At 70.6% G+C, this 24,703-nt stretch carries 25 protein-coding genes; 14 read left to right on the top strand and 11 right to left on the bottom strand.

The genetic code is table 11. The features are described from left to right. Positions 1–93: 93 nt before the first annotated feature. Positions 94–693 (bottom strand): class I SAM-dependent methyltransferase, encoded by a 600-nt coding sequence (locus ACK8HH_RS05315; RefSeq protein ID WP_006898032.1) that lies wholly within the window; start codon positions 691–693, stop codon positions 94–96. A gap of 193 nt (positions 694–886) precedes the next feature. Between ACK8HH_RS05315 and ACK8HH_RS05320 the strand changes: the two genes are divergently transcribed. After that, a complete protein-coding gene (locus tag ACK8HH_RS05320) occupies positions 887–1,750 on the top strand; it encodes a L,D-transpeptidase family protein (RefSeq protein ID WP_045539659.1) in 864 nt (287 codons plus the stop codon). Between the two features lie 90 nt (positions 1,751–1,840). Here the strand turns inward: ACK8HH_RS05320 and ACK8HH_RS05325 are convergent, their stop codons facing one another. From ACK8HH_RS05325 to ACK8HH_RS05335, 3 genes are read right to left on the bottom strand one after another with little or no spacing between them, the layout of a single operon-like run. Continuing rightward, positions 1,841–2,518 carry a PIG-L deacetylase family protein gene (locus ACK8HH_RS05325; RefSeq protein WP_412475593.1) on the bottom strand — a complete coding sequence of 226 codons (678 nt, stop codon included), beginning with the start codon at positions 2,516–2,518 and terminating at the stop codon, positions 1,841–1,843. 46 nt (positions 2,519–2,564) lie between these two features. Further along, positions 2,565–3,197 carry a response regulator gene (locus ACK8HH_RS05330; RefSeq protein ID WP_006898029.1) on the bottom strand — a complete coding sequence of 211 codons (633 nt, stop codon included), beginning with the start codon at positions 3,195–3,197 and terminating at the stop codon, positions 2,565–2,567. Continuing rightward, positions 3,194–4,381, bottom strand: coding sequence for a sensor histidine kinase (locus tag ACK8HH_RS05335; protein WP_039868099.1), 1,188 nt, complete (start codon positions 4,379–4,381; stop codon positions 3,194–3,196). The genes ACK8HH_RS05330 and ACK8HH_RS05335 overlap by 4 nt, the downstream gene beginning before the upstream one ends. Before the next feature lie 181 nt (positions 4,382–4,562). Here ACK8HH_RS05335 and ACK8HH_RS05340 point away from each other — a divergent pair, with 181 nt between their 5' ends. Both ACK8HH_RS05340 and ACK8HH_RS05345 read left to right on the top strand, forming a co-directional pair. Beyond that, complete coding sequence (locus tag ACK8HH_RS05340; RefSeq protein WP_412475594.1) at positions 4,563–5,534, top strand: ABC transporter permease; 972 nt, start codon at positions 4,563–4,565, stop codon at positions 5,532–5,534. Between the two features lie 41 nt (positions 5,535–5,575). After that, entirely contained in the window at positions 5,576–6,274 is a 699-nt protein-coding gene (locus ACK8HH_RS05345; protein ID WP_062367126.1) for an ABC transporter ATP-binding protein, read from the top strand. 117 nt (positions 6,275–6,391) lie between these two features. Here ACK8HH_RS05345 and glpX read toward each other — a convergent pair whose 3' ends face one another. After that, positions 6,392–7,378 (bottom strand): class II fructose-bisphosphatase, encoded by a 987-nt coding sequence (gene glpX / locus ACK8HH_RS05350; RefSeq protein ID WP_006898025.1) that lies wholly within the window; start codon positions 7,376–7,378, stop codon positions 6,392–6,394. 108 nt (positions 7,379–7,486) lie between these two features. On the opposite strand from glpX, the gene ACK8HH_RS05355 reads away from it, so the two are divergent. Further along, a complete protein-coding gene (locus ACK8HH_RS05355; protein ID WP_006898024.1) occupies positions 7,487–8,056 on the top strand; it encodes a DUF4245 domain-containing protein in 570 nt (189 codons plus the stop codon). Positions 8,057–8,134: 78 nt separating this feature from the next. On the opposite strand, the gene ACK8HH_RS05360 is transcribed toward ACK8HH_RS05355, so the two are convergent. The 3 genes from ACK8HH_RS05360 to ACK8HH_RS05370 all read right to left on the bottom strand — a co-directional run bounded on the left by ACK8HH_RS05360 (position 8,135) and on the right by ACK8HH_RS05370 (position 10,393). Then, a complete protein-coding gene (locus tag ACK8HH_RS05360) occupies positions 8,135–8,374 on the bottom strand; it encodes an exodeoxyribonuclease VII small subunit (protein WP_062367124.1) in 240 nt (79 codons plus the stop codon). Further along, entirely contained in the window at positions 8,371–9,615 is a 1,245-nt protein-coding gene (xseA, locus tag ACK8HH_RS05365; protein WP_006898022.1) for an exodeoxyribonuclease VII large subunit, read from the bottom strand. The genes ACK8HH_RS05360 and xseA overlap by 4 nt, the downstream gene beginning before the upstream one ends. Positions 9,616–9,679: 64 nt before the next feature. Continuing rightward, positions 9,680–10,393, bottom strand: a complete 714-nt coding sequence (locus ACK8HH_RS05370; RefSeq protein WP_278126544.1) for a lipid droplet-associated protein — start codon at positions 10,391–10,393, stop codon at positions 9,680–9,682. A 34-nt stretch (positions 10,394–10,427) separates the two neighbouring features. Between ACK8HH_RS05370 and ACK8HH_RS05375 the strand changes: the two genes are divergently transcribed. After that, positions 10,428–11,381: a 4-hydroxy-3-methylbut-2-enyl diphosphate reductase gene (locus tag ACK8HH_RS05375; RefSeq protein WP_081598154.1), complete on the top strand. Its 954-nt coding sequence runs from the start codon at positions 10,428–10,430 to the stop codon at positions 11,379–11,381. Between the two features lie 27 nt (positions 11,382–11,408). Here ACK8HH_RS05375 and mycP read toward each other — a convergent pair whose 3' ends face one another. Together mycP and eccD are read right to left on the bottom strand one after the other, a co-directional pair. Further along, positions 11,409–12,728 (bottom strand): type VII secretion-associated serine protease mycosin, encoded by a 1,320-nt coding sequence (mycP, locus tag ACK8HH_RS05380; protein WP_006898019.1) that lies wholly within the window; start codon positions 12,726–12,728, stop codon positions 11,409–11,411. After that, positions 12,725–14,176, bottom strand: a complete 1,452-nt coding sequence (gene eccD, locus ACK8HH_RS05385; RefSeq protein ID WP_062367121.1) for a type VII secretion integral membrane protein EccD — start codon at positions 14,174–14,176, stop codon at positions 12,725–12,727. Before eccD ends, mycP begins: the two co-directional genes overlap by 4 nt. A 161-nt stretch (positions 14,177–14,337) precedes the next feature. Between eccD and eccCa the strand changes: the two genes are divergently transcribed. Further along, positions 14,338–18,288: a type VII secretion protein EccCa gene (gene eccCa / locus ACK8HH_RS05390; RefSeq protein WP_375002437.1), complete on the top strand. Its 3,951-nt coding sequence runs from the start codon at positions 14,338–14,340 to the stop codon at positions 18,286–18,288. Further along, entirely contained in the window at positions 18,285–19,466 is a 1,182-nt protein-coding gene (locus ACK8HH_RS05395; RefSeq protein WP_062367116.1) for a type VII secretion-associated protein, read from the top strand. The genes eccCa and ACK8HH_RS05395 overlap by 4 nt, the downstream gene beginning before the upstream one ends. Here the strand turns inward: ACK8HH_RS05395 and ACK8HH_RS05400 are convergent. Further along, positions 19,463–19,996 carry a YceI family protein gene (locus tag ACK8HH_RS05400; RefSeq protein WP_039867718.1) on the bottom strand — a complete coding sequence of 178 codons (534 nt, stop codon included), beginning with the start codon at positions 19,994–19,996 and terminating at the stop codon, positions 19,463–19,465. The two genes, ACK8HH_RS05395 and ACK8HH_RS05400, sit on opposite strands and share 4 nt — an antisense overlap. Before the next feature lie 175 nt (positions 19,997–20,171). Here ACK8HH_RS05400 and rplM point away from each other — a divergent pair, with 175 nt between their 5' ends. The 7 genes from rplM to ACK8HH_RS05435 all read left to right on the top strand — a co-directional run bounded on the left by rplM (position 20,172) and on the right by ACK8HH_RS05435 (position 24,699). After that, a complete protein-coding gene (gene rplM, locus ACK8HH_RS05405; RefSeq protein WP_006897159.1) occupies positions 20,172–20,615 on the top strand; it encodes a 50S ribosomal protein L13 in 444 nt (147 codons plus the stop codon). Further along, on the top strand, positions 20,612–21,133 hold the full coding sequence (gene rpsI, locus ACK8HH_RS05410) for a 30S ribosomal protein S9 (protein WP_375002434.1): 522 nt from the start codon (positions 20,612–20,614) through the stop codon (positions 21,131–21,133). Before rplM ends, rpsI begins: the two co-directional genes overlap by 4 nt. A 14-nt stretch (positions 21,134–21,147) precedes the next feature. Next, positions 21,148–22,476: a phosphoglucosamine mutase gene (gene glmM, locus ACK8HH_RS05415; protein ID WP_062367114.1), complete on the top strand. Its 1,329-nt coding sequence runs from the start codon at positions 21,148–21,150 to the stop codon at positions 22,474–22,476. A gap of 93 nt (positions 22,477–22,569) precedes the next feature. Beyond that, positions 22,570–22,890: a hypothetical protein gene (locus ACK8HH_RS05420; RefSeq protein WP_006897162.1), complete on the top strand. Its 321-nt coding sequence runs from the start codon at positions 22,570–22,572 to the stop codon at positions 22,888–22,890. Beyond that, entirely contained in the window at positions 22,887–23,504 is a 618-nt protein-coding gene (locus ACK8HH_RS05425) for a hypothetical protein (RefSeq protein ID WP_375002431.1), read from the top strand. The genes ACK8HH_RS05420 and ACK8HH_RS05425 overlap by 4 nt, the downstream gene beginning before the upstream one ends. Beyond that, positions 23,501–23,746 carry a hypothetical protein gene (locus ACK8HH_RS05430; RefSeq protein ID WP_375002428.1) on the top strand — a complete coding sequence of 82 codons (246 nt, stop codon included), beginning with the start codon at positions 23,501–23,503 and terminating at the stop codon, positions 23,744–23,746. Before ACK8HH_RS05425 ends, ACK8HH_RS05430 begins: the two co-directional genes overlap by 4 nt. Before the next feature lie 50 nt (positions 23,747–23,796). After that, positions 23,797–24,699 (top strand): chlorophyllase/cutinase-like alpha/beta fold protein, encoded by a 903-nt coding sequence (locus ACK8HH_RS05435; RefSeq protein ID WP_375002426.1) that lies wholly within the window; start codon positions 23,797–23,799, stop codon positions 24,697–24,699. Positions 24,700–24,703 lie beyond the last annotated feature (4 nt).

The raw sequence follows: 24,703 nt of genomic DNA on the forward strand, positions 1-24,703 counted from the left end.
CAGATGATGCGCACTTCGGGAACTGCGTTCCGGGTTTCCTCCGCGCGGGAGCGCGAGTGTGGATCGATTGCTCCTCGTCTACAGGCGTCAACCTCATGCGCGCCGCAGAATCGACACGGCGAAGTCGGCGTCGTCGTGCCACGGGCGGACGTCCCAGGTCGACAGCCGGAGGTCGAGCGACAGGTCGGTCTCGGTCAGGGCGGCGTCGAAGGTCTCCACCGCCAGTTTCGCCGTATGGAACCCGACGGCGACGAAGCCGTCGGGCAGCAGATGGTCGGACAAGCGCTGCAGCACGACCGCCTCGGTGTTCGGCGCCACGAAGGCCAGCACATTGCCCGCGCAGACGATTGCGTCGAACTGCTCGCGCGTTCCGTCCGGCCGGCGGAGATCGAGTTCGGCGAGATCGGCGACGCGCCAGCGGGGGCCGGGGTAGTCGGTCTGCGCTGCCTCGATGAGCTTCGGATCGACGTCGACGCCGGTGACCCGGTGACCGACGCCGTGCAGGTAGCCGCCGACCCGGCCGGGTCCGCAACCGGCGTCCAGGACCCGCGCCGAGCGGGCGACCATCGCATCGATGAGTCGACCCTCCCCGAACAGATCGTCGCCGTTCGCCGCCATCTCACGGAATCGCTGGATGTACCACTCACTGTGGCCGGGCGCGGTGTCGGTGATCCATCGGGGAGCAGGGGTCATGGCCTCCACCGTAGCCGGAGCCACAGGTCAGCGGCATGGGTGCGGGGCCGGGCCTCGGTGCGGACGCCGTCGGCGAACCCTCCGCAGGCAGCTCACAGAACAGTTGCGGAAAGGTGACGATGGTCTCCAGGTGTGGCAGCCACGAGCGAACGACTGGCACACTGGCATGGTGCTGAAGTTACTGATGAGGCGAATGTTGCAAGTGGGGTTTGCGCTTACTGCGCTCCTCGGAGCACTCGTCGTGGGTGCCGGACAGGCGTCCGCGGTCCCGCAGACCGCGCCGCAGACAGGGTCTCCGCAGACCGGATCCGACAGCATCACGACGTTGATCGACAACCTGCTCAAGGGGATGAAGGAACCGGGTACCCCCGCCGTGCCCGGTGCGCAGGAGACGAGCCAGATGATCGTCGTGACGGCGCCGGTGGCGTCGTCGCAGACCGCGACGCTGACCGCGTTCGAGAAGGATGCGGCAGGTCAGTGGAAGCCGGTCATCGGCCCGACCAAGGCCTTCCTCGGCGAGAAGGGCATGGGCAAGGCGCAGGACAACGTGCACCGGACTCCGGAGGGCACGTTCGGACTCGACCAGGCCTTCGGTCGCCAGGCGAATCCCGGGACCAAGATGCCGTACTTCCAGGCGACCACGCAGGACTGGTGGGACTCCAACGAGAAGTCGCCGACCTACAACACGCACGTCAAGTCGGCCACCAGCCCGGGCGGCGACAGCGAGAACCTGTACAACAGCGGACCGGTGTACGACTACGCGGTCAACATCAACCACAACCCGACCAACACACCGGGCGACGCGTCGGCGATCTTCCTGCACGTGACCAACGGCGAACCGACGCAGGGCTGCGTCGCGATCGACCGCGACAAGATGGTCGAGATCCTCAAGTGGCTCGACCCGGCCAAGAACCCGAAGATCACCATCGGCGTCAACGTCAACGCGCCGAAGGAGGCTCCGGCCGAGCAGAAGATGCCCGGTGCCGATCTCATCGGCGGAGTCCTGGGCAATCTCGCCACGCTGATCCCGAACCTGCTCAGCGGCGCGATGCGCTGACACGCACCCAAGCCACATCGGTTGGACCCGGGGCCGCATGCGACGACGCGTGCGGCCCCGGCGCTTGTCTCGGGGGCACCACAGGCCGGTTCAGCGGGGCCGGATCTGTTCGAAACCCGTGGCGTGCGCGGCGTCGAACCCGTCGATCGCGGCGGTGAACGACTCCACCTGATTGCGGGCCTGATCGGCCACCGGTGTAGACGGATTGAGCACCTCGAGGTACACGCGGTGGCACGACAGCGACTCGACCGCCGCCTCGACGAAGCCCGTCACGTCCACCGCGTGCGTCGGGTGCGGGCCGTTCCAGAACAATCCCGAGGGCGGGTCAGCGAGCTCGTCGTAGGCGTCGACCACCGCCGCCGCGAACTCCATGTGATCGCGCTGATTGGGGAAGCCCGGCGCCCACTCGGGGCCGCCGTACGTCGCCAGGACGACGTCGGGCGACACGCGCTCGATCGCCTCTGTGATCTTCGCGCGCAGCTCCGGAGTGTTTTGCAACTCGCTGTCCGGGAAGCCCCAGAACTCCACCTCATCGACGCCGACCACGGCGGCCGAGGCGATCTGCTCACCTTCTCGCAGCGGCCCGGCCTCGGCCGCGGCCATCCCCTCGATGCCGACCTCTCCGCTGGTCGCCAGGCCGTAGACGACGCGTCTGCCTTCGGATGTCCAGCGCGCGACGGCCGCGGCCATCCCGTACTCCGGGTCGTCGGGATGTGCGACGAGCACGAGGGCGGTGGACCAGTCCGTGGGAAACGTGGTGAGGCTCATGCGAGTCACGCTACGCGGAACCGGCGATCCCGTCCGGCGGGTGCGCTCAGCCGATCAGTCCGCGCTGACGTGCGACGGCAACCACCTTGCTGCGGCTCGAGACGCCGAGCTTGTCGAAGATGTGCACCAGATGCGACTTGACGGTGGCCTCCGAGATGAACAGACGCTTGGCGATCTCGCGGTTGCTGAGGCCGAGGTCGAGATGCTCCACGATCTCGAGCTCTCGTGCCGTGAGGGCCGGCCTGCTGTCGGTGACGCGGGTCAGCAGTCGCGCCGCCACCGCTGGGCCGAGGACCGTCTCGCCGGCGGCAGCCGACCGGATGGCGCTGATCAGGGTCTCGGGCGCGGCGTCCTTGAGCAGGTAGCCGACGGCACCGGCACTGACCGATCGGACGATGTCGGCATCGGATTCGTAGGTGGTGAGGATCAGCACCTGAGGCGGATCGGCCAGCCGGCGGATCGATTGGGTGGCGTAGACGCCGTCCGCGTCGTGCGTCTCGGTCCCGTGCAGGCGCAGATCCATCAGGACGACGTCGAGGGAGAGTTCGCCGGCGAGGGCGATCGCCTCGTCGGCGGTACCGGCCTCGGCCACCACGTCGAGATCGGGGGAGGCGCCCAGGACGGCGCGCAGACCTGCGCGGACCACGGGGTGGTCGTCGACCAGCATGATGCGGATCACGGTTGCCCTCCGATCGGGAGCCGGGCGTGGATCACGGTACCGTCGTCGGGCTCCGATTCGACGCTGACGCTCCCGCCCGCCTCCGACACCCGATTCTGCATGGCGCGCAGGCCGAAGCCCGAGCCGTCGGACCTGCGCGGGGGTCGCCGGCCGGCCGGGAAGCCGACTCCGTCGTCGACGACGTCGAGATGCACCTCGTCGGGCAGATAGGTCAGGGTCACGGTGGCCCGGGTCGCGTGGGCGTGGCGGGCGGCGTTGGTGAGCGCCTCCTGCGCCGTTCTCAGCAGCGTGTTGCGGGTCTCCGGCCGGAGCGCGACGGTGTCGCCGTGCACTCGCAGTTCAGCCGGCAACCCGCTCTGGGAGACCCGATCCACCTCCTCGCGCAGGGCGTCGGTGAGGCCGTCCGGGCGCAGGTCCGGCCCGTCGAGCCCGCGAAGGAAGCGTCGCGACTCGGTGAGCGCCTTCTGTGCGGTGTCGAGCGCGGTGCGGACCTGGACGTCGCGCTGATCGCCCGGGGTCTCATCGTTGGTGGCCGAGCGCAGCAGCAGCACGATGCTCGCCAGGCTCTGCCCGGTGCCGTCGTGGATCTCCCCGCCCAGGCGCTCCCGCTCGGCGAGGATCCCGGCCTGACGTTCCTTGGCGGCCAAAAGTTCTCGGGTTGCGAGGAGATCGGCGACGAGCTCGTCGCGCTCGTCCACCATCGCGATGATCCGACGGAAGATCTCAGTCACGGCGACCGCGGTGGCGATGCCGAACGCCGGACCGATGATGCCGCCGACCATCAGCTCGGGACTGTGGAGCAGCGTGGAGCCGATCGACGTCGTCACGATCACCACCTCGGCGACCACCGAGACCGGCGGTTCGAGGAAGTACCAGCACAGCATGGCCAGGACGAAGGCCAGCCAGACGAACCCGGGGGAGAGCAGCACCAGTGCGACCCACAGCAGGGTGAGGATCACCACCCAGATGCCCGTGTCGAGGCCCCGGCCGCGCGTGTGCGACCACACGCCGAGCAGGTACCACCCGCCGACGACGGCGACACCGGCGATCACCGCGGCGGCCCCGCCGAACACGATGGGCGCCGAGCCGGCCAGAGCTTGAGCCATTCCGGCGAGCAGAAGCGCCAGGAACAGGATGTGGCCGCCCCATTCCGCATAGCGCTCGGCCGGTCGATCGTGCGTCATAGCCTCCAGTATCACCGCCCCGCCGCCACCGACCATGGCGTCTACAACTTTCGATGGATGCCCGCGCGCCGCCGGATGGATGCAGATCTGAGGTGCCCAGACGATGTTCCGGCGCCCGATTCCCGACAGGCTGGAAGCACGTTGGTCGAGCGGTTTCGCACCGCTGTTCACAGGAGGACGCGTGTATCTGGGATTGCGGGAGTTCCGCGCTGCAGCAGGGCGGTTCGCGCTCGTCGTCGGGGTGGTGACACTGCTCGCGTTCATGGTGGTCGCGCTGTCGGCGCTGACCGAGGGGCTCCGCCAGCAGTCGGTGTCGGCCGTGGAGAAGCTCCCCGGAGCCGCGTTGCTGGTGCAGGAGGACGGCGACAAGCCCGCGCTGCTGTCGGACAGCGAGATCACCCGCACCGCCGGTGAGGGCACCGAACTGGGGGTGGCGACGCTGCGTGCCAGCCATGACGGAGCCAACTCCACGGTCGCGGTGTTCGGCCGCGGCGACGTTCACGAGGTGGTGGTGTCGCCGGACATCGCGAAGACGCTGGGCGTGGTCCCCGGCGGCTCGATCCAGCTCGGATCCACGACGGTGCGGGTCGACCGCGTGGCCGACGTCGGTCAGTACGCCCATCAGCAGGTGATCTCCATGCCGGTCGGCGAATGGCGCGAGGTGACGCACCGCGATTCGGTGAACGCACTGATCGTCGACTCCGATAGTGCGGCTCCGGCGGGCCTGGTCCGGGTGGCGCACGCCGATCTGCCCGACCTGGTCCCGGGCTTCTCGTCCGAACACATGTCGCTGCTGTTGATCCAGGGGCTGCTCGTGGTGATCTCGGCGGTCGTCGTCTGCGGATTCTTCGCCGTGTGGACCGGTCAGCGCATCGGCTCGCTCGCGGTGGTCCGGGCGATGGGCGCGGGACGCTGGTACCTGCTGCGCGACGGCCTCGCCCAAGCCGGTTCGGTCCTGGTGGTCGGCCTGGCACTCGGCGCGGCACTGGCGGTCGGTTTCGCCTCGCTGCTGTCGGGCAAGGCGCCGGTGGTCGTCGACCCGGCGGCCGGGGCGACGGTCCTCGCAGGCATGGCCGTCCTGGGACTGGTGGGCGCGGCGCTGGCGCTGCGGCCCCTGGTGAAGGTGGACCCGCTGGTCGCCCTCAACCGCTGACACTTCTCCGATCCGACCGATGACTACTGATGGGAACTGACATGGGATCTGCAACTGACACGGGACTGACACTCACCGACATCGATCTGACCTACCCCGACGGCGACAGCGTGGTGCGCGCGGTGCGCGGGGTGAGCCTGCACGTGGAGCCGGGCACCACCGTCGCGCTCACCGGCCCCTCCGGATGCGGGAAGTCGAGCGTGCTCGCGGTGGCCGGCGCACTGATCCGGCCCGACTCGGGGACGGTGCGGATCGGCGACCGATGCCTCGACGGCCTCGACGCGGAGGCGCTGGCCCGCGTCCGGCGCGAACGGATCGGACTGATCTTCCAGAACGACAACCTGGTACCCGGACTCACCGCAGAGGAACAACTGCTGCTCGCGGCGCATGTGGCCGGTCGCCGGCCGTCGCGGCACCGCGCCCAGGCCCGCGAACTCCTCTCGGCCGTCGGGCTCGACGGAGCGTTCGGACGCCGGCCCGGACAGCTCTCGGGCGGAATGCGGCAGCGGGTCAACATCGCCCGGGCGCTGATGAACGGACCGCAGGTGCTGCTGATCGACGAACCCACCTCCGCGCTCGACTCGACACGGGGAACGCAGATCGTCGAACTGCTCACCGAACTGGCGCGAGACCGCGTCATCGCCTCCCTGCTGGTGACGCACGATCTGCAGACGGTGACCGGGGTGGACGGAGTGCTGGAGATGAAGGACGGCGCCCTGCTGGCCGGTGTCGGGGTCTGACACCGCTGCCGTTCCCCACCGAACGCACCGATGCCCCTCGACTCATGGAGTCGAGGGGCATCGTCGGTCCTCGGTGCGAGGCCGGGGTCAGTCGATCGCGGGGGTCGATCGCGGGGATCAGATGTCCAGGCGCGCGTACTCGCGCAGCTTGGACGTCTGGTGGACCGCCTCGATGGTCCGGATGGTGCCCGACTTGGAGCGCATGACCAGCGAGCGGGTGGTGGCCCCGTTGGGACGGTAGGTGACGCCGCGGAGCATGTCGCCGTTGGTGACGCCGGTCGCGCAGAAGAAGGAGTTCTCTCCGCGCACCAGGATGTCGTTGGTCAGGACCATGTCCGGGTCCAGGCCCGCGTCGACGGCCTTCTGGCGTTCGGCGTCGTCCTTGGGCCACAGCTTGCCCTGGATCTCGCCGCCCATGCACTTCATCGCGACGGCACTGATGATGCCTTCGGGGGTGCCGCCGATGCCCATGAGCATGTCGACGGTGCTGTAATCGCCGGCGGCGGCGATGGCGCCGGCCACGTCGCCGTCGGAGATCAGCCGGATCTTGGCGCCGGCCTCACGGATCTCGTGGATCAGCTCGGCGTGGCGGGGACGGTCGAGGACGACGACGGTCAGGTCGGCGACGTCGATGCCCTTGGCCGCGGCGACCGAATTGATGTTCCACTCGGTGGACTGGTTGATGTCGATCGCGCCCTTCGCGGCCGGGCCGACGGCGATCTTGTTCATGTAGAACACCGCCGACGGGTCGTACATGGTGCCGCGTTCGGAGACCGCGATGACGGCGATCGAGTTCGGACGTCCCTCGGCCATCAGCGTGGTGCCGTCGATCGGGTCGACGGCGACGTCCACCTCGGGGCCCTCGCCGTTGCCGACGATCTCGCCGTTGTACAGCATCGGGGCCTCATCCTTCTCGCCCTCGCCGATCACGACGGTTCCGCGCATCGACACTGTGGAGAGGAGTTCGCGCATCGCGTCGACCGCGGCGCCGTCGCCGGAGTTCTTGTCGCCGCGCCCGACCCACCGACCAGCGGCCAGCGCCGCGGCCTCGGTGACACGGACCAGTTCCATGGCCAGGTTGCGGTCGGGTGCTTGCTTGGTCATGCGGACTCCACTTTCGTTGCGAACCTTGATGAGGTCTAGACCTCGATTCTTTCATGGCCGGGACCGGCGATTGGCTGGGGGCGGCGCCCGACTGCGATAATCGAAGCCATGGCCCAGAAACCCCGGATCCTGCAAGACGGACGAGACCTCGTCTGGTCGCTCATCCCGCTGCTGGTGATCGCACTGATCGTGGCCGGGGTCAGCGGCAGTTGCTCCTGGGGCTTCGGCAACTCGGCGACCGAGCAGAAGATTCCCAGTTTCAACGTCAGTGCAGGTCTGCACGCCGATGCGGAGTCGATGCCGTTCCCGATCCGGGAGCCGAAACTGCCCGCGAACTGGAAGGCCAACTCGGGTTCGACTCAGGAGATCGGCGCCACTCTCTCCAGCAACGTCGGCTGGATCACCCCCAACGGCGTCTACATCCAGCTGACGCAGACCGCCGCGACCGAGGAGCAGCTGGTTCCGAAGCTGCTCGGCGACGGCGCGAGTGGCGGTGGCGTGCGCGAGATCTCGGGCCAGCGCTGGGTCACCTACTCAGGCGACGATCACCGCAAGGCATGGATCGCCGACATGGGCGACGTGCGAGTGGGCGTGGTGAGCCGCGGCGCGGACTCCGACATGCAGACCCTCGCGAAGGCGGTCACCGAGGCCGAACCGCTGCCGTCCAAGCGTCCCTGACCCGAGCCGGTCGCCGGATCGGCCACCGGGCCTGCGGGGAAGTTAATCTTCCAGTCCTCGTCCGCCAGCCCTCGTCCCTCAGTCCTCGTCGTCGGTCTCGGCGTCGTCGTTCAGTGCGGCCTCGATCCGTGATCGAGCTCCCTCGAGATGCTCGGTGCACCGCTTGGCCAGCGCCTCGCCGCGCTCCCAGAGCGCCAGCGACTCGTCGAGACCCAGTCCACCCCGCTCGAGTGCGGTGACCACCTCCGACAATTCGTCACGAGCCTGCTCGTAGTCGAGTTCGGCGACGGGCGTGAAATCGGCTCCGGGATCGGTCACTGTCGGCTCTCCTTCGTGGTCGGCGAGATCACTGCCGCGGCCGATCCGTCGGCGACGCGGATGCGCACGGCCGCTCCGGCCGGCAGGTCGTCCACCGAGCGGACCGCGTGCGGCTGGTCGGAGTCGGTGCGCTGCACCACGGCGTATCCGCGGGCGAGCGTCTGCGCTGGTCCGAGGGTCGACAGCTGCGATGCGAGACGTTCGGTGCGATGCTCCTCGACAGTCACCAGGTGCCGGACACTGCGGCGGATGTCGCGCACTGCGCCGTCGACACGGTCCTGCCGGTCGTCGACCATGCGCAGCGGGTTCGCGAGCACGGGCCGGGCCCGGAGCCCCTCGACCACCCGTTCCTCCCGGTGCACCCAGTTGCGCAGCGCGTGGGCACTGCGCCGGCGCAACTCGGCGATTCCCTGCAGTTCGGCCGAGACGTCCGGCACCACACGCTTGGCGGCATCGGTCGGCGTCGCGGCGCGGACGTCGGCCACCAGGTCGAGCAGCGGACTGTCGGGTTCGTGGCCGATGGCGCTCACCACGGGGGTCCGGCAGGCGGAGACGGCGCGCAGCAGCGTCTCGTCGGAGAAGGGGAGCAGGTCCTCGACGCTGCCGCCCCCGCGCGCGATGACGATGACCTGGACGTGCGGTGCGGCGTCCAGCGCCGCGAGGTGCTCGACGATCGCAGGCACCGCGGTCGGTCCCTGCACGGGCGAATCCCGGACCTCGAACCGCACCGCGTCCCACCGGGCGGTCGCGACGGCGATCACATCGCGCTGTGCGGCACTGGCGCGGCCGGTGATCAGTCCGATCGTGTGGGGGAGGAACGGCAGCGGCCTCTTTCGGCGGGCGTCGAAGAGCCCCTCGGCGGCGAGCAGGGCCCTGACGCGTTCGATCCGGGCGAGGAGTTCGCCGATGCCGACCGGCCGGATGTCGGTGATCCGCAGCGACAGAGTGCCCCGGCCGGTGTAGAAGTTGGGCCGGCCGTACACCACCACCCGGGCGCCCTCGGTGAGCGGCACCGGACTCCGCTGAAGCAGACCCGGGTCGCAGGTCACCGAGATCGAGATGTCGGCGGCGGGATCGCGCAACGTCAGAAAAGCGGTGCGCGTGCCGCGGCGCAGGCTCAGCTGGGTGATCTGACCTTCCACCCACACCTGCCCGAGCCGGTGGATCCAGTCCGCGATCTTGAAACTGAGCGTGCGCACCGGCCACGGATTCTCGGCGGTGTTCCCCTGCTCGGGCGTCATCGCGGAACCCCGGTGCAGAGCCGGGCCGGGTCGATCACTGCGCCGGTTGTCACTGCGCGGTTGCTCACTGCGCGGATTCGGCCTTCTTCTGCTGGCTGACGATGCGGTTGTCGAGCATCGTGACGAAGGGCGTGCGATTGCGGTTCGCCTTCTCGAACTCGAGGATCTCGGTGAGTTCCTCGGTGCCGAGCCCGCGGACCTTGGCGCGCAGCTGGGCCAGCGTCAGCGTCGGGTAGTCGAGGGCGGCGACGGCGGCCGGGAGATGCTCCGGCGACGCTGCGGCATCCGGCGTCGTAGAGGTGGGGCCCGCGGCCACGTCGGCCGGAGCCGAGCTGTAGAGCGCGAAACGTCCGGCGTTGGCCGGGGGCGCGGCGCTGTCGGCGGCGGACTCGTCGGGGCTCGCAGCGGGGGCCTCGGCGGCGCTCGTCTCAGCGTGGTTTGTCGCGGAGTTCATCTCAGGGGCGCGGGCCGGGGCTTGCGGAACAGTGGCCGGCGCGTCGGCACGCAGCGGCCGGCTCGCCGCCTCCGCGTCGTCGTCTTCGTCGAACCGCGCCCACTCGGGCTGTTCCTGAGACTTGTCGCACAGCGGCGCGAGCAGCTCGTCGCCCTTGATGGCGAGCTCGGCGATGTTCTGCTGAAGTCGCATGCCGGCCTGCAGACTCCGGCTCACCGCACCCATCGGCAGAGTGATGACTCGCGTCGGCAGTTTGCGGGTTTCCTCGATGGTGGTGGCGACCAGACCGGCGACCACGCGGGCAGCGTATGGAGGACGACTCATGTACTAACTCTCTCACAGCCGTACCCTGGAGTTCATGGCTGATAGTAAGCGCGTCCTTCTCGCGTCGCCCCGTGGATATTGTGCAGGCGTCGACCGGGCCGTGGAGACTGTCGAGCGGACCCTCGACAAGCACGGTGCGCCGGTGTATGTCCGCAAGGAGATCGTGCACAACCGGCATGTGGTCGACACGCTGACCGAGCGTGGCGCGATCTTCGTCGACGAGACCGACGAAGTGCCCGAGGGTGCGATCGTGGTCTTCTCCGCCCACGGAGTCTCTCCCGAGGTGCACCAGAGCGCTGCGCAGCGCAGCCTCAAGACCATCGACGCGACGTGCCCGCTGGTCACCAAGGTGCATCAGGAGGCGAAGCGGTTCGCGCGCGACGATTACGACATCGTGCTGATCGGCCACGAGGGCCACGAGGAGGTCGAGGGCACCGCCGGCGAGGCCCCGCAGCACATCCAGGTGGTCGACGGACCCGACGCCGTCGACGACGTGCAGGTGCGCGACGAGTCGCGGGTGATCTGGCTGTCGCAGACCACGCTGTCGGTGGACGAGACGATGGAGACGGTGTCCCGGCTCCGGGAACGGTTCCCGCTGCTGAACGACCCGCCGTCGGACGATATCTGCTACGCCACCCAGAACCGCCAGGTAGCTGTCAAGGCGATGGCGCCGCGGTGCGAGCTGGTGATCGTGGTCGGTTCGCAGAACTCGTCCAATTCGCAGCGGCTGGTGGAGGTGGCGCTGCAGAACGGCGCCGAGGCGTCTTACCTGGTGGACTACGCCCGCGACATCGACCTGGCCTGGCTCGACGGCGTCACCACGGTCGGCGTCACCTCGGGTGCCTCGGTCCCGGAGGTCCTCGTCCGCGGGGTGGTGGATCTGCTCGCCGAGCACGGTTACGCGGACGTCGAGACCGTGACCACCGCCGAGGAGACGCTCACCTTCGCGTTGCCGCGCGAACTGCGGCCCGCCCGCAATCCCCGCTGACCGCGGCGCCCATCGCCTCGGCAGCGATCATCGGCGGCGGCGCAGCAGGCGTCCGCCCACGACGGCGACAGCCGCGAAACCCGCACCCGCGAGGATGACGCCCGCACCGGAGCCCGACTCGGGCTCATCGTCGGGGAGAGCCAACGGCCGCAGACCCGGAGCGGCGCGCACCTCGGGGTCGTCGGTGAGTGCGGCGAGCGGATCGATCACCCCGCTGCCGACGGCGTCGTCCCGGCCGCCGCCGTGCGCCGTGTCGACGATGCGGTCGATCACCTCAGCGGCCGACAGTCGCGGGTACCGGGACCGGATCAGCGCCGCCAGGCCCGACACGTACGGCGCCGCGTAGCTGGTGCCGGCGAGCGGGGCCACCCCGTCGCCGGTGCGCAGGCCGCCGGCGAGCCGCGGGCCGCCCGAGCCCGGCATCACGCTGACCACATCGGTGCCCGGCGCCGCCACGCTCACCCACGGCCCGCGCAGGCTGAAGTCCGCCGCTGCGCCGTCGGCGGCCGCGACGGCGCCCACCGTCAGCACCAGCGGCGCGAATCGCGCCGGGGTGACGGCCGTGCGCAGTCGCGCCCACGCCTGCTCGACCGAGGCCGCACCCGACGGGTTCTGCTCCCGACACGCCGTGGTCTCGGTCAGGTTCCCGGCTGCCACGACCACCACCACGTCCCGCTCACGCGCGTAGGCCAGCGCGGTCCCGACGAGACCGTCATCGAGCGGACCGGCGGCGGGTGCGCATGCCACCTCTGAGATGTTGATCACCCGTGCACCCAGGTCGACGGCCCGTACCACCGACCGCGCGAGAGTGGTGAGCGGGCCGTATCCGGCTCCCACCACGGCGTCGTCGGCTCCGCTGCCCCGGGCGCTGAACGCTCCGCTCGACTGCCGAATCGAGATGATGGTCGCCTCGGGCGCCACACCGACGAAGTCGTCGTCGGCGGAGGGCTGTGCTGCGATGATGCCCGCGACCAGCGTTCCGTGGGCGTCGCAGTCCGACAGTCCGTCGCCGGTCCCGACGTAGTCGCCGCCGGCGACGAGGCGCGGCAGCCTGGTGTGCGGGCTCACACCCGTGTCGATGACCGCCACGGACACGCCGGCGCCGCGACTGAACCGATGGGCCGCTGCCACGTCGAGCAGTCGGTGGCCCGCGGGTTCGCCTGCGGTGTCCGCGTCGGCGGTGGTCGCGCAGCGGGCGCGCTGCTCGGTCGGCTCGGGCGGGCCCAGCGGTGCGGCCGAGACCGTCGCCCGGGCGATCACCGGCGCCGGGACCGCCACGGCGGCACCCGCGCCGGAGAACCAGACGACCGCCGCGACCGCCGTGATCGCGCCGATCCGCCGGATCACAGGGTCCGGACCGCCTGATAGACGTCCAGGACCCAGAGCAGCAGCGGAATCACCGCGGTCAGCGCGGCGTATTCGGCGATCTCGACGGCGCGCACGGCGGGCGGAGAGTAGTCGCGGCCGGATGCGACCGTGCCCAGCAGCAGAGCGCCGACCGCCCAGCCGATCGTCCCCGCGAACACCCAGACCGGTTCCGGGCCGGACCCCGCGACGGCGGCGAGCGCGGCGACGACTCCGATGATCCCGGCCGCCCCGACCAGCAGAGCCGACTGCAGCCGGTCGGCGTGCGTCCGGCCGCGGGCGGCGAGTGCCACCACGATGCACGCGCAGTAGCCCAGCGCCACCGGCGATCCGCCCGCCGCAGCGGCGACGGCCGCGGTCGCGACCCCGGTGACCAGGACGGCACCGGCGAGTGCGCCCGTCAGAATCGATGCGGTCACGGCGGCGCGGCGCGCGAGCGCGTCGAGGTCGCCCAGCGCGAGGTCGGCGATTGCGCCGAGCGGATCGCGGGTCGAGAGCCGGACCGCGTCCACGCCGTCGACCACCGCGGGATCGGTCCCGTCGGGTGCCGCCGGCGCAGTGTTCGGCACCGACGGCAACGGCAGACGTCCGGCGGCGATCGCGATTCGCGGCGCGCAGAGCACCAGGCCGACGCCCGCCGCCGCGACGACTGCGGCCAGATCCCGCACTGACGGCGCCCACACCGTGGCGAGCAGCCCGGTCGCCGCGGTTGCGCCGCCGACCACGGCGATCGCGGTGTGGGCCGCCGCGGCCCGGCCGGTGCCCTGGTATCCGATCACCGCACCGGCCAGGGCAGCGATGCCCGCTAACGCGAGCTGGACTCCGCCCGCCGCGCCGGGCACGACGAGCGAGGCCGCGACGGCGCCGAGGACGCAGCCCGCGATGCTGAGGACGGCGGAGGTCCGCGGGTCGCTCTCCAGGCGACGGCCGGACAGTGCCGCCCCGAGTGAGACCGCCGCACCCAGGGCCGAGACCGCGAGGACCACCGGAGCGTCGCCGGCGGCCGCCGCCCAGCGGCCGGCCGGGACGGCCCCGACCACCGCGACCAGGAAGACCAGATAGCTCACCATGCGTGAGGCGTCCGACGACCAGCCGAAGCGGTCCCGCTGCAGAGCCGCCGCCACACCGTCGGCGACGTCGTCGATCAGCACCGTCCCGGCATCGGCCGGCGCAGTGCGGATCACCAGCAGATCGCCGTCGCACACCCCGCACTGCGCGAGAGTGTGCTCGGCGGCCAAGGCGGTTCCGTCGATGCGGGCGAGTGTCCAGTTCGCGGGTTCAGCGCTGTCGTCCACCCGGACCCGCAGAGCGTCGAGAAGATCGGGCATCAGCGCCGCGATCGGCACGCCGGCCGGAAGGCCTGCGTCGAGTTGAGTGCTCCCACCCACGATCGATGTCCGGATCATGTCCGGTTCGGTCAACACGGTCATTCGGCAAACCTTCCCCCAAGGTTCCTGATACAACCTCTTCCATCGCCCGTGAGGCGAGGACGTCGTCGAGATAACCATGTCGGGAGTCGTCGCGGTCAGCGATTGGGGGAAATCGCTCAACCGGCCTCACGCGGCGGCCGAATCAGAGCTGGGGGGCTCGAATGGGCAGTGCAACAATCGGTTTCGCGCGTCGTCCGCGGATCGTCGTGGAGGCTCCGCCGGACGGGGAGATCGAGCTGACCGCGCCGCCGGAGCTGTCGCGCGCAGTGCCGCCGAATCTGCTGGTGCGGCTTCTGCCGGTGGTCATGGTGGTCGCCGTCATCGGCATGGTCGCCATGATGGTGATGACCGGAGGCGCTGGGGCACTGGCGAATCCGATGTTTCTGATGTTCCCGCTGATGATGGTGATGTCGATGGTGGGAATGCTGGCATCCGGCGGGCGAGGCGGTCCCGAGCGGGCAGCCGAGGTGAATGAGAACCGCAAGGACTATCTGCGCCATCTCGGGCAGCTTCGCGACGATGTCGCCGAAACGGCTGCAGCGCAACGAGAATCGGCGCAGTGGCGGCATCCGGATCCGGGAGCGCTGATCGGCCTGGTCGGGGGCCGCCGGATGTGGGAGCGCAGATTCACCGACGACGACTTCGGCCATGTCCGCGTCGGCCGCGGGACACACCGCCTCGCGACCGCGTTGGTGCCGCCGGAGACGCCGCCGGGCGACGACCTGGAGCCGGTGTCGGCGGTGGCGCTGAGACGTTTCGCTGCGGCGCATGCGGCCGTCGACGGGCTGCCGACGGCGATCGCGCTGCGCGGATTCCCGGCGGTCAGCCTGCTCGGGGATCCGGTGCAGGTGCGCGCCCTGCTGCGGTTCATGCTGTGCTCGTTGGCCGTACTGCACGGTCCGGACCACCTGCGGATCGCGGTCGTCGCCGACGATCCGCTCGACGCCGAATGGGATTGGGTCAAGTGGCTGCCGCACATCGGCCATCCGGCTCGTCGGGACGGGCTCGGTGCCGTGCGCATGGTGTACCCGACGCTCGGCGCCCTCGGCGACGACCTCGCCGCCGATCTCGCGGCCCGAGCGGGTTTCAGCCGGACGGCCGACTCTCCGGCGACGTCCCATCTGTTGATCGTGGTCGACACCGATCGAGTCGATGTGGACGACGAATTGATCGGCGGCGTAGGCCTCGACGGCGTGACAGTGGTGAGTCTGGGCACCGCGCCGAGCCCGCTGGCGGTGCGTCGCGGGCTGCAGCTGACGGTGTCCGGCGGTCGTGTCGCCGCCCGCACCGCCGCCGGACTGGAGGAGTTCGCCGTCGCCGACCGGCTGTCCGGGCCGTGCGCCGAAGCCGTCGCGCGCCGGCTCGCCCGGTACCGCCCGGCGTCGCTCGACGCACTTCTCGATCTCGACACGCCGGTTCTCGCGAGCGATCCCGGACTGCCCGCACTGCTGGGTCTGGGAGACGCGGGCCGCGTGACCCCGGAGTCGGCCTGGCGCGGGCGCCTCGGTGCCGAACGACTGCGCGTGCCGATCGGCTACACCCCGGAGGGCGCTCCCGTGCACCTTGACCTGAAGGAGAGCGCGCACGGCGGAATGGGGCCGCACGGGCTGTGCATCGGCGCCACCGGCAGCGGCAAGAGCGAACTGCTGCGCACCCTCGTCCTCGCGCTGATCGCGACGCACTCCCCGGACGAGTTGAACCTGGTCTTGGTCGACTTCAAGGGCGGGGCCACCTTTCTCGGTCTGGAGCAGGCCAAGCACACGGCCGCGGTGATCACCAACCTCGAGCAGGAACTCGCGATGGTGGACCGGATGGGCGACGCACTCTCCGGCGAACTGAACCGCCGTCAGGAACTGCTGCGCGCCGCAGGCAACTTCGCCAATGTCACCGACTACGAACAGGCCCGCCGGGCGGGGGCGCCGCTCGACCCGCTGCCCGCCCTCTTCATCGTCGTCGACGAGTTCTCCGAACTGCTCGCGCAGAAACCGGAATTCGCGGACCTGTTCGTGGCGATCGGCCGGCTGGGGCGCTCCCTGCACATCCACCTGCTGCTCGCGTCCCAGCGTCTCGAGGAGGGCAGGCTGCGCGGGCTCGACAGTCATCTCTCGTACCGGATCGGATTGAAGACCTTCTCCGCCAACGAGTCCCGGACTGTGCTGGGCGTCCCCGACGCCTATCACCTGCCGAGTGCGCCCGGCGCGGCCTACCTGAAGTGCGATTCGTCGGCGCCGACACGCTTCAACACGTGCTTCGTCTCCGGCCCCTATCGACCACCGGCGGGGCCGTCTGCCGGTTCCGCGTCGTGTGCGCAGACCCGGCCGGTCGCGTTCACCACCGCGGAGGTCCCGCTCGCCGAACCGGCCACGGAGCAGCCGGACGGCCAGGCCGACGAGGGTCCGTCCGCGACGGTGCTCGAGACGGTGGTCGCGGCACTGGCCGGGCACGGCCGCACCCCGCATCGGGTGTGGTTGCCGCCGCTGGAGCGGGCGATCACCCTCGATGCGCTGGCACGCGACACCGCACCCGGCACCTTGACCTTTCCGTACGGGGTCATCGACCTGCCGTTCGAGCAGCGGCGCGACACCGCATGGCTCGACGTCGCGGGTGCGGCCGGGCACGTCGCTGTCGTGGGCGGTCCGCAGTCGGGCAAGTCCACCACGCTGCGCACCCTGATCTGCGGAGCCGCCAGGACCCACACCCCCGAACAGGTGCAGTTCTACTGTCTGGACTTCGGCGGCGGCACGCTCGCCGCACTCGATGGTCTGCCGCACGTCGGCTCGGTGGCCACCCGAGTCCAGCACGACCGGATCCGCCGCACGCTCGCCGAGATCCTGGCGGTGAAGACGAGCCGGGAGGCGTGCTTCGCCGAGCACGGCATCGAGTCGATGCGGGAGTACCGCGCGGCGCGCGCTGCGGGCCGCTTCGCCGACGACCGGTACGGCGACGTCTTCCTGGTCATCGACGGGATCGGCGTGCTCCGGGCCGACTTCGAGGCGCTGGAGGAGAAGGTCGACGCCCTCGTCTCGACGGGGCTGGCGTACGGCGTGCACGTGGTGGTCAGCGCGTCGCGGTGGGGCGAGATCCGGCCCGCCATGAAGGACCTGATGGCCGGTCGCGTGGAACTGCGGCTCGGTGACGCCCTCGATTCCGAGATGAGCCGCCGCGCCGCGGCCGGAGTGCCGGAGGGACGGCCGGGCCGCGGGCTGACCGCGCAGGAGAAGCACCTGCTGGTGGCGCTGCCGCGGGTGGACGGCGTCGCCGACGCGACCGATGTGTCCGCCGGAACGGCGAAGCTGGTCGAGGCCGTCGCGCGGGAATACGGCGATCGCCGGGCTCCGGAGGTGCGGACTCTCGCACGAGTGGTGGACGGTTCCGTGCTCGCGGAGACCGTTGCCGCGCAGGGAGCCGGGACGCGGGCCGGTACGGTCGCGCTCGGGCTGTCGGAGACCGACTTGGGGCCGTGCGTCCTCGACTTCGACGCCCAGCCGCACCTGCTGGTGTTCGCCGACGTCGAATCGGGCAAGACCGAGACGCTTCGCACGCTGGTCCGCGGACTGGTGGCCGGCGGAGATCCGGACGAGGTCAAGCTCGTCCTCGTCGATTACCGTCGCGGACTGCTCGGAGAGGTGCCGGAGACGCATCTGGGCGGCTACGCCAGTTCCGAACGCACGGCGCGGCCGATGATGGCGCAACTCGCCGAGTACTTCGCCGCGCGGCTGCCCGGCGACGACGTGACACCGCAACAACTCGTCGACCGCAGCTGGTGGTCGGGGCCCACCGTCTATCTGGTGGTCGACGACTACGACCTCGTCGCCACGGCGTCCGGGAATCCATTGTCGCCATTGATCGAGTTGCTCGGGCACGGTCGCGACATCGGTTTCCGGCTGATCCTCACGCGCCGATCCGGCGGTGTCGGCCGAGCGCTGTTCGATCCGCTGATCGCCTGTCTGCGCGACCTCTCGTGCGATGTCCTCCTGATGAACGGCGACCCCGACGAGGGCTACGTGGTGGGCAGGCACCGCCTGCAGCGCCTGCCGGCAGGCCGCGGCGAACTGGTGTCGCGCAACCGGTCGCCGGAGATCGTCCAGGTCGCGCTGGGAGAACGGGCGTGAGCGGCCCGGTGATCGATCTCGCCTACGGACGTGTGACCGGTCCCGGCAGCACCGTGGATCTGACGACGCTGCTGGAGGACATCGACTGCGCCGAACGGCGGGCCCTCGCCCGGCAGGCGCTGCGCGAGGTGATGGCGCGGGCCGTCGGCGCCTCCCGGATCCTGCTGCCCACCGTGTGGGGACCGGTCCGCACCGAGGCTCTGGTCGGCGAACTCGCCTCCGTGGGCGCCGCCGCCGAACCCGTTCCACGGGCGGTGGCGATCGCCGCTTCGCACGCCGACGCGACCGTGCACCGCTGCGCCGTGGTGGAGACCCGGATGCTGCCGGCCACCGGCGGACACTGGAGCGTGCACACGGTGACGCGCACCGACGGCCGGTGGTCGCTGGGGCGGGGCGCGGTGGACCTCCCGCGCCGGATATCGGCCGAACCCGGGTGGTCGGCTCCGCTGCGCGCCGCCGACGCGGTCTTCGTCGACGGTCCCGATCCGGAATCGGTCGCCGCCGCCCAGCGGTTGCTGCTCGAAGCCTTCGGTGTACGCGCGATGGCCGTCGACAGAACGGTTCTGACCAGGCACGGAGGTCGGCTCGGTCCGGTGAGCGCCGCCGAGCTGCTCGCCGGCCTGCCCGCGCCGCCGATCGCCGCGTCGCGCCGGGGACTGCGCGCGCCGGCAGTCGTCGCCGCGGTGCTGGTGCTGGCCGCAGCCGCGACCGCCGGGTGGGCGCATTGGCCGCGGCCGGAGCGGTCCGCGCAGCAGACAGTCCGGGTGGGCCGGGCCGAACTCGCCGTTCCGGGCCAGTGGCGGCGCAGTGACGGGGACGATGCGACCGCCGGAAGCCGCACGGTGTTCGCGGCCCCCGACGACGGCAGGCGGCTGATCGTCGTAGTCTCGCGGCTGCGGGGCGGTTCCACCGTCGCGACGGTCGCGGAGAGCCTGCGGAACCGCATCGCGCAGCGCGGGGACGACGCGGTGGCCGAGTTCGCAGCAGACGTGAGCTATGCGGGCCGTCGCGTGATCGGGTATCGCGAGACGCCGGCGTCGGGTTCTCCCGTGGCCTGGTACGTGGCCGTCGAGAGCGGCACGCAGATCAGCATCGGTTGTCAGACGGGCACGGGGGAGGAGTCGGTGGACGGTCCGTGCCGCGGGGCCGTGGGTTCCCTGCGTGTGGTGAGCGATTAGGAGACGGTGACCGACGCCTCCAGCGTCACGACCACCTCGTCGGCCACCTTCAGGGCGCCCATCATCAGCGAATACGGCTTGATCCCGAACGTCGTCTGCGTCACCGCGGACTGCCCGGAGACGGTGCTGCCGTCCACCGCCACGTCGACGGTGTGGGGCTCGGTGACTCCACAGATCGTCAGATCGCCCGACAACCGGTAGCCGTCGCCGCTCGCCGACACGTCGCCGGCCCGGAAGACGATCTCGGGGAAGGCGGACGATTTCAGCGACTTGAGAGCGTTGGCGCGCGCGACCAGCCGTTCCGGACCGGTCATCGGAGTCAGCCCGCCCTCGCCCGAGAGCACCTGCAGGGAGTCGACGTCCACCCGCAGCGCCACGGAGACCGGAGTGTCGCCGTCGAAGGCGATGTCGGCTCGCCACGCGTCGAACCCGATCGTCAAGCTGTGGCCGGTCCGCGCCGCCCGCCCGGCGACGCCGGTGCGCAGGGTGAGGGCGCCGTCGCCGGGACCGATGCTGATCACTGAAGTCATGCTCTCGACGATACGGACCCAGCCGGACGCGCGTTTTGACCCGCGTCGACGAGCCCGCGTAAGCTAGATCGCTGGTGCCCTGCGTCAACAGAGTGCCCGGGTCCCCACTGGTCGCCGGGAGCACGCTCTGCAGAAGTGCCTGACCAGCAGCAAACGAGTTCAAAAGAGGACTACTGTGCCTACCTACACCCCGAAGGCCGGTGACGTGACCCGCGAGTGGTACGTCATCGACGCCACCGACGTGGTGCTCGGCCGCCTCGCCGTCGCGAGCGCCAACCTGCTCCGCGGCAAGGGCAAGCCCACGTTCGCCCCGCACGTCGACGGCGGCGACTACGTCATCATCATCAACGCGGAGAAGGTCGCCGTCAGCGGCAACAAGCTGACCGACAAGCGTCTCTACCGCCACTCGGGTCACCCGGGCGGCCTGAAGTCCCAGAGCATCGGTGAGCTCCTGGCCACCAAGCCCGAGCGCGTCGTCGAGAGCGCCGTCAAGGGCATGCTCCCGAAGAACAAGCTGGGCAACGCCATCGCAGGCAAGCTCAAGGTCTACGCGGGCCCCAACCACCCGCACACCGCGCAGAAGCCGGTCAACTACGAGATCAAGCAGGTGGCCCAGTGACCAACGAGAACCTGAACGACGTCGACGTCGAGGTCGTCGAAGAAGAGACCCTGAACGAGGACGGCAGCTACACCACGGAGTCCGTCGAGGTCGTCGAGACCGAGACCGCCACTCGCGGACCGGTCGTGCTCGACCGCCCGATCCAGACCGTGGGCCGCCGCAAGGAGGCCATCGTCCGGGTCCGCCTGGTGCCCGGCACCGGCGAGTTCACGCTCAACGGCCGCACCCTCGAGGACTACTTCCCGAACAAGGTGCACCAGCAGCTCATCAAGGCTCCGCTCGTCACCGTCGAGCGCACCGACGCCTTCGACATCCACGCTCGTCTGGTCGGCGGCGGCCCGTCGGGTCAGGCGGGCGCGCTGCGTCTGGCCATCGCGCGCGGCCTCATCGAGGTCAGCCCCGAGGATCGTCCGGCACTGAAGAAGGCCGGCTTCCTGACCCGCGACGCGCGTGCTGTGGAGCGTAAGAAGTACGGCCTGAAGAAGGCCCGCAAGGCCTCGCAGTACAGCAAGCGCTGATCGCTTCGGCTACTGTGGCTCGCCTTTTCGGCACCGACGGCGTCCGAGGCCGGGCCAACGACCAGCTCACCGCAGAGCTGGCGTTGGCCCTGGCCTCGGCCGCCGTTCGCGTTCTCGGTGCAAACGCTCGTTCCCGTCCGCGCGTCGTCGTCGGACGTGACCCCCGCGCCTCCGGCGAACTCCTGGAGGCCGCGCTGTGCGCCGGTCTGGCCGCGGCGGGCGCCGACGCCATCCGGGTGGGAGTGGTCCCCACCCCGGCCGTCGCCTTTCTGACGGCTGACTATCGGGCGGATTTCGGAGTGATGATCTCCGCCTCGCACAATCCCATGCCCGACAACGGCATCAAGTTCTTCGCCGCGGGCGGCCACAAACTCCCCGACGACGTCGAGGACGAGATCGAGGCGGCGATGCACGCCGACCAGCCCCGTCCCACCGGCGCCGGTGTGGGCCGGATCCGCGACGCCCAGGACGCCGCCGAACGCTACCTCGCTCATCTGGCCGAGTCGGTCCCGACCTCGCTCGACGGGTTGACGCTCGTGGTCGACTGCGCACACGGTGCGGCGTCCCATGTGGCTCCCCGCGCGTATGAGGCCGCCGGCGCCAAGGTGATTGCGATCCACGCCGAGCCCGACGGCCTCAACATCAACGACGGGTGCGGCTCCACGCACATGGACAAACTGCAGGCCGCCGTCCTGGAGTACGGCGCCGACCTCGGCCTGGCCCATGACGGTGACGCCGACCGCTGCCTGGCGGTCGACTCGACCGGTTCGGTGGTCGACGGCGACCGGATAATGGCGATCCTGGCGCTGGCGATGCACGAGGCGGGCCACCTGACCGACGGCGTCCTCGTGGCCACCGTCATGAGCAACCTCGGCCTGCACCTGGCGATGAAGAGCGCGGGAATCGAGCTCAAGGTGACGGGCGTGGGCGACCGTTACGTCCTCGAGGAACTGCGCTCGGGCGGTTACGCCCTCGGCGGTGAGCAGTCCGGCCACATCGTGGTCCCGGCCGTCGGAACCACCGGCGACGGAGTGCTCACCGGCCTCATGCTCGCCGCGCGGGTGGCGCAGACCGGACAGCGCTTGGCCGATCTGGCCGGGGTGATGACGGTTCTGCCGCAGGAGCTCATCAACGTCCCCGTCTCCGACAAACACGCCGTCGCGGTCGCCGAAGAGGTGCTCAGCGCGGTAGCGGCCGCCGAGTCCGAACTGGACGGATGCGGGCGCATCCTGCTGCGTCCGTCGGGAACCGAGCAACTCGTCCGGGTGATGGTGGAGGCGCAGACCCCCGAGTCGGCGCGCGGAATCGCCGAACGCGTGGCCGCTGTGGTCGCGGGCGTCTGAACAGGCCCCGCGACAGACACGCCCGACCGGTCGGGGATGCGACGTTTTCGGCGTGTCGCGGAACCGTGCGGGCGGCGCGTGCGTCCAATAGGCATGGACGCCGGAAGCAATGACTCGATCCACGTCGATCTGGACCAACTCGCGGACTTCACCGCCGCCCAGCAGCACATCGTGACGACGCTCGCGGAATGCGCCGCGGAACTCGACGGCGGCGGGATGTGCGACTGGGCCGATCACGGTCCGCCGCGTCGTGCGGCGGACGCCACGCTGGACCGGCTCCTCGATCTCGCCGCCCGGCTCCGTGGCTGCGGAGTCGCGGTGGACGCGGTGGCCGCGGATCTGGGGCGGGCCGGTGCGGCGTTCGCCGACGCGGAGTCGGCCGCGGCGTCGTGGGCGACGGGCCGGCCGGCATGACGGGCTCGTGCGCGGACGGTTTCGCGACGGTGATCGCCGTCTGCCGGGAACTGGGCCTGACCGCGGTGGACGAGGCGGCCGTACGCCGGCCTCATTCAGCGGTGGACGAGTTTCGGATGCCGGCATTCGTGGCGGATGCGCAACGGTTGAGCGACCTGGCCGACCGCCTCGCCCGCGCGGAGGGAGCAGCGGGTGCGACGGCGACGACGGTCGGGGAGTGGTCCGGCAGATCCGGACACGCGGCGGGCAGCGCGGTACGGGTGGTGGCAGGCGACGTCGCCGATCTGCGGAGCCGGCTGACGCAAGGGGCGGCCGTGACCACCCACGCCGCTCGGGTCCTCGAAGAGGTGCTCGCACGCCACGCAGCGGTACTGGAGACGGTGTCCCGTCGCAGGCTGGGCGGGGTGGACCTCGACGCGGTACCTGCCGCTCTGAATGCCGGCGCGGTCACCGAAGGCGAACTGCGAGCCGAAGTGCATGCGCGTCTTGACTACGCGGACTCCGCGGGGGAACTGGCCGCCGACGCCATCGCCGCAGCCCTCGCGGAGGTGGCCTCGGCATGGACGACCGACACCGGTTCGGCAGGCGAGCTCGTACTGGCGGATCTGCGGTGACGTCCCCGGAGAACCGACTCGAGGCATTGTCCGCCGAATCCGCGAGCGGGTTCGAACAGGCCGGCCGACGCTACCGCGACCGTTTGGCAGCGGCGGCGCCCGCACCGCGCGAGGATCCGGTGCGCGTCCAGCGGCTCCGCGCCCGGCTGCGCGCCGACGCCGATGCGGCCGACGCCGTGCTCGGGCGGCTGATGCTGGCCGCAGGACTCGACGCGGCGCGGCCGCGCTCGCGCGGACGGTGATCGCTCGGCACCGAGTCCCTATCCGCGATCGATGTCATAGGGTGGGAGCCGTGTTCGGGAACAACAAGGTCGTGGCGCCTCCGCCCGACAAGCTGATGAAGGAACTCGCGCGCCGCGGACCCAACAAGGTCGATCGCGGCGATCTCGGGATAGTCGGCATGTCCGGTCAGATCTTCGCACCGCGCACCGGCAGCGAACTTCCGGCAGTGGCGTTCGCGCACGGCTGGCTGATGGGAAGTGCCCGCTACCGGGATCTGCTGTTCCACCTCGCCTCATGGGGCATCGTGGCGGCCGCGCCCGACGGCAGCCGGGGCCCGTTCCCGTCCGACATCTCCCTGGGCACCGACCTGCGCGCCGCGGCGACCGTCGCCGGCAGCGTGCAACTCGGCACCGGCCGGGTCCGCGTCGATCCGAACCGGATCGGGCTCGCCGGACACGGGTTCGGTGCCGCAGCCGCGGTCCGGGCCGCATCCGACGCCGTGCTGCTGGGCAGGCCGCCGATGAACGTCAAGGCGCTGGCGACCGTGTTCCCCGCGCCCACCACCGCCGACCTGCCTGCCGCGGCCGCGACCGTCCGGGTGCCGTCGCTGGTGCTGGCAGGCAGCGGACACCTGGCGTCGATGACCGGCAACGCACTCGACCTGGCGGAGAACGTCGCAGGCGATGTGGTGTTGCGCACACTCCCCGGAGCGGACGCGGGCGACCTCGTCGAGACGCCCTCGGTCAAGTCCCTCATCGGCATCAACGGCGCCGATCGAGCCGTACACAAGGCGGTTCGGGCGCAGCTGACCGGCTTCTTCCTGCATCGGCTGACCGGCGACGAGAAGTACGCCGCCTTCTCCGACCCCGAGCTCACCATGGGCGACGCGCTCGCCGTCGACCTCGAGTCCGCCGACCGTCCCGAACTGGACACCGTGTCCCAGTTGCTCGGCGCTAAACCACGCTCCGCCTGACGCT

The organism is Gordonia sp. LUNF6 (assembly GCF_047041125.1).
GTDB classification, from domain to species: Bacteria; Actinomycetota; Actinomycetes; order Mycobacteriales; family Mycobacteriaceae; genus Gordonia; species Gordonia sihwensis.

Excerpts from the sequence above, each read along its gene's own strand:
- ACK8HH_RS05315 (WP_006898032.1), bottom strand. The coding sequence starts at position 693 with ATGACCCCTGCTCCCCGATGGATCACCGACACCGCGCCCGGCCACAGT.
- ACK8HH_RS05320 (WP_045539659.1), top strand. The coding sequence starts at position 887 with ATGTTGCAAGTGGGGTTTGCGCTTACTGCGCTCCTCGGAGCACTCGTC.
- ACK8HH_RS05325 (WP_412475593.1), bottom strand. The coding sequence starts at position 2,518 with ATGAGCCTCACCACGTTTCCCACGGACTGGTCCACCGCCCTCGTGCTC.
- ACK8HH_RS05335 (WP_039868099.1), bottom strand. The coding sequence starts at position 4,381 with ATGACGCACGATCGACCGGCCGAGCGCTATGCGGAATGGGGCGGCCAC.
- ACK8HH_RS05345 (WP_062367126.1), top strand. The coding sequence starts at position 5,576 with ATGGGATCTGCAACTGACACGGGACTGACACTCACCGACATCGATCTG.
- glpX (WP_006898025.1), bottom strand. The coding sequence starts at position 7,378 with ATGACCAAGCAAGCACCCGACCGCAACCTGGCCATGGAACTGGTCCGT.
- ACK8HH_RS05355 (WP_006898024.1), top strand. The coding sequence starts at position 7,487 with ATGGCCCAGAAACCCCGGATCCTGCAAGACGGACGAGACCTCGTCTGG.
- xseA (WP_006898022.1), bottom strand. The coding sequence starts at position 9,615 with ATGACGCCCGAGCAGGGGAACACCGCCGAGAATCCGTGGCCGGTGCGC.
- ACK8HH_RS05370 (WP_278126544.1), bottom strand. The coding sequence starts at position 10,393 with ATGAGTCGTCCTCCATACGCTGCCCGCGTGGTCGCCGGTCTGGTCGCC.
- ACK8HH_RS05375 (WP_081598154.1), top strand. The coding sequence starts at position 10,428 with ATGGCTGATAGTAAGCGCGTCCTTCTCGCGTCGCCCCGTGGATATTGT.
- eccD (WP_062367121.1), bottom strand. The coding sequence starts at position 14,176 with ATGACCGTGTTGACCGAACCGGACATGATCCGGACATCGATCGTGGGT.
- eccCa (WP_375002437.1), top strand. The coding sequence starts at position 14,338 with ATGGGCAGTGCAACAATCGGTTTCGCGCGTCGTCCGCGGATCGTCGTG.
- ACK8HH_RS05400 (WP_039867718.1), bottom strand. The coding sequence starts at position 19,996 with ATGACTTCAGTGATCAGCATCGGTCCCGGCGACGGCGCCCTCACCCTG.
- ACK8HH_RS05420 (WP_006897162.1), top strand. The coding sequence starts at position 22,570 with ATGGACGCCGGAAGCAATGACTCGATCCACGTCGATCTGGACCAACTC.
- ACK8HH_RS05425 (WP_375002431.1), top strand. The coding sequence starts at position 22,887 with ATGACGGGCTCGTGCGCGGACGGTTTCGCGACGGTGATCGCCGTCTGC.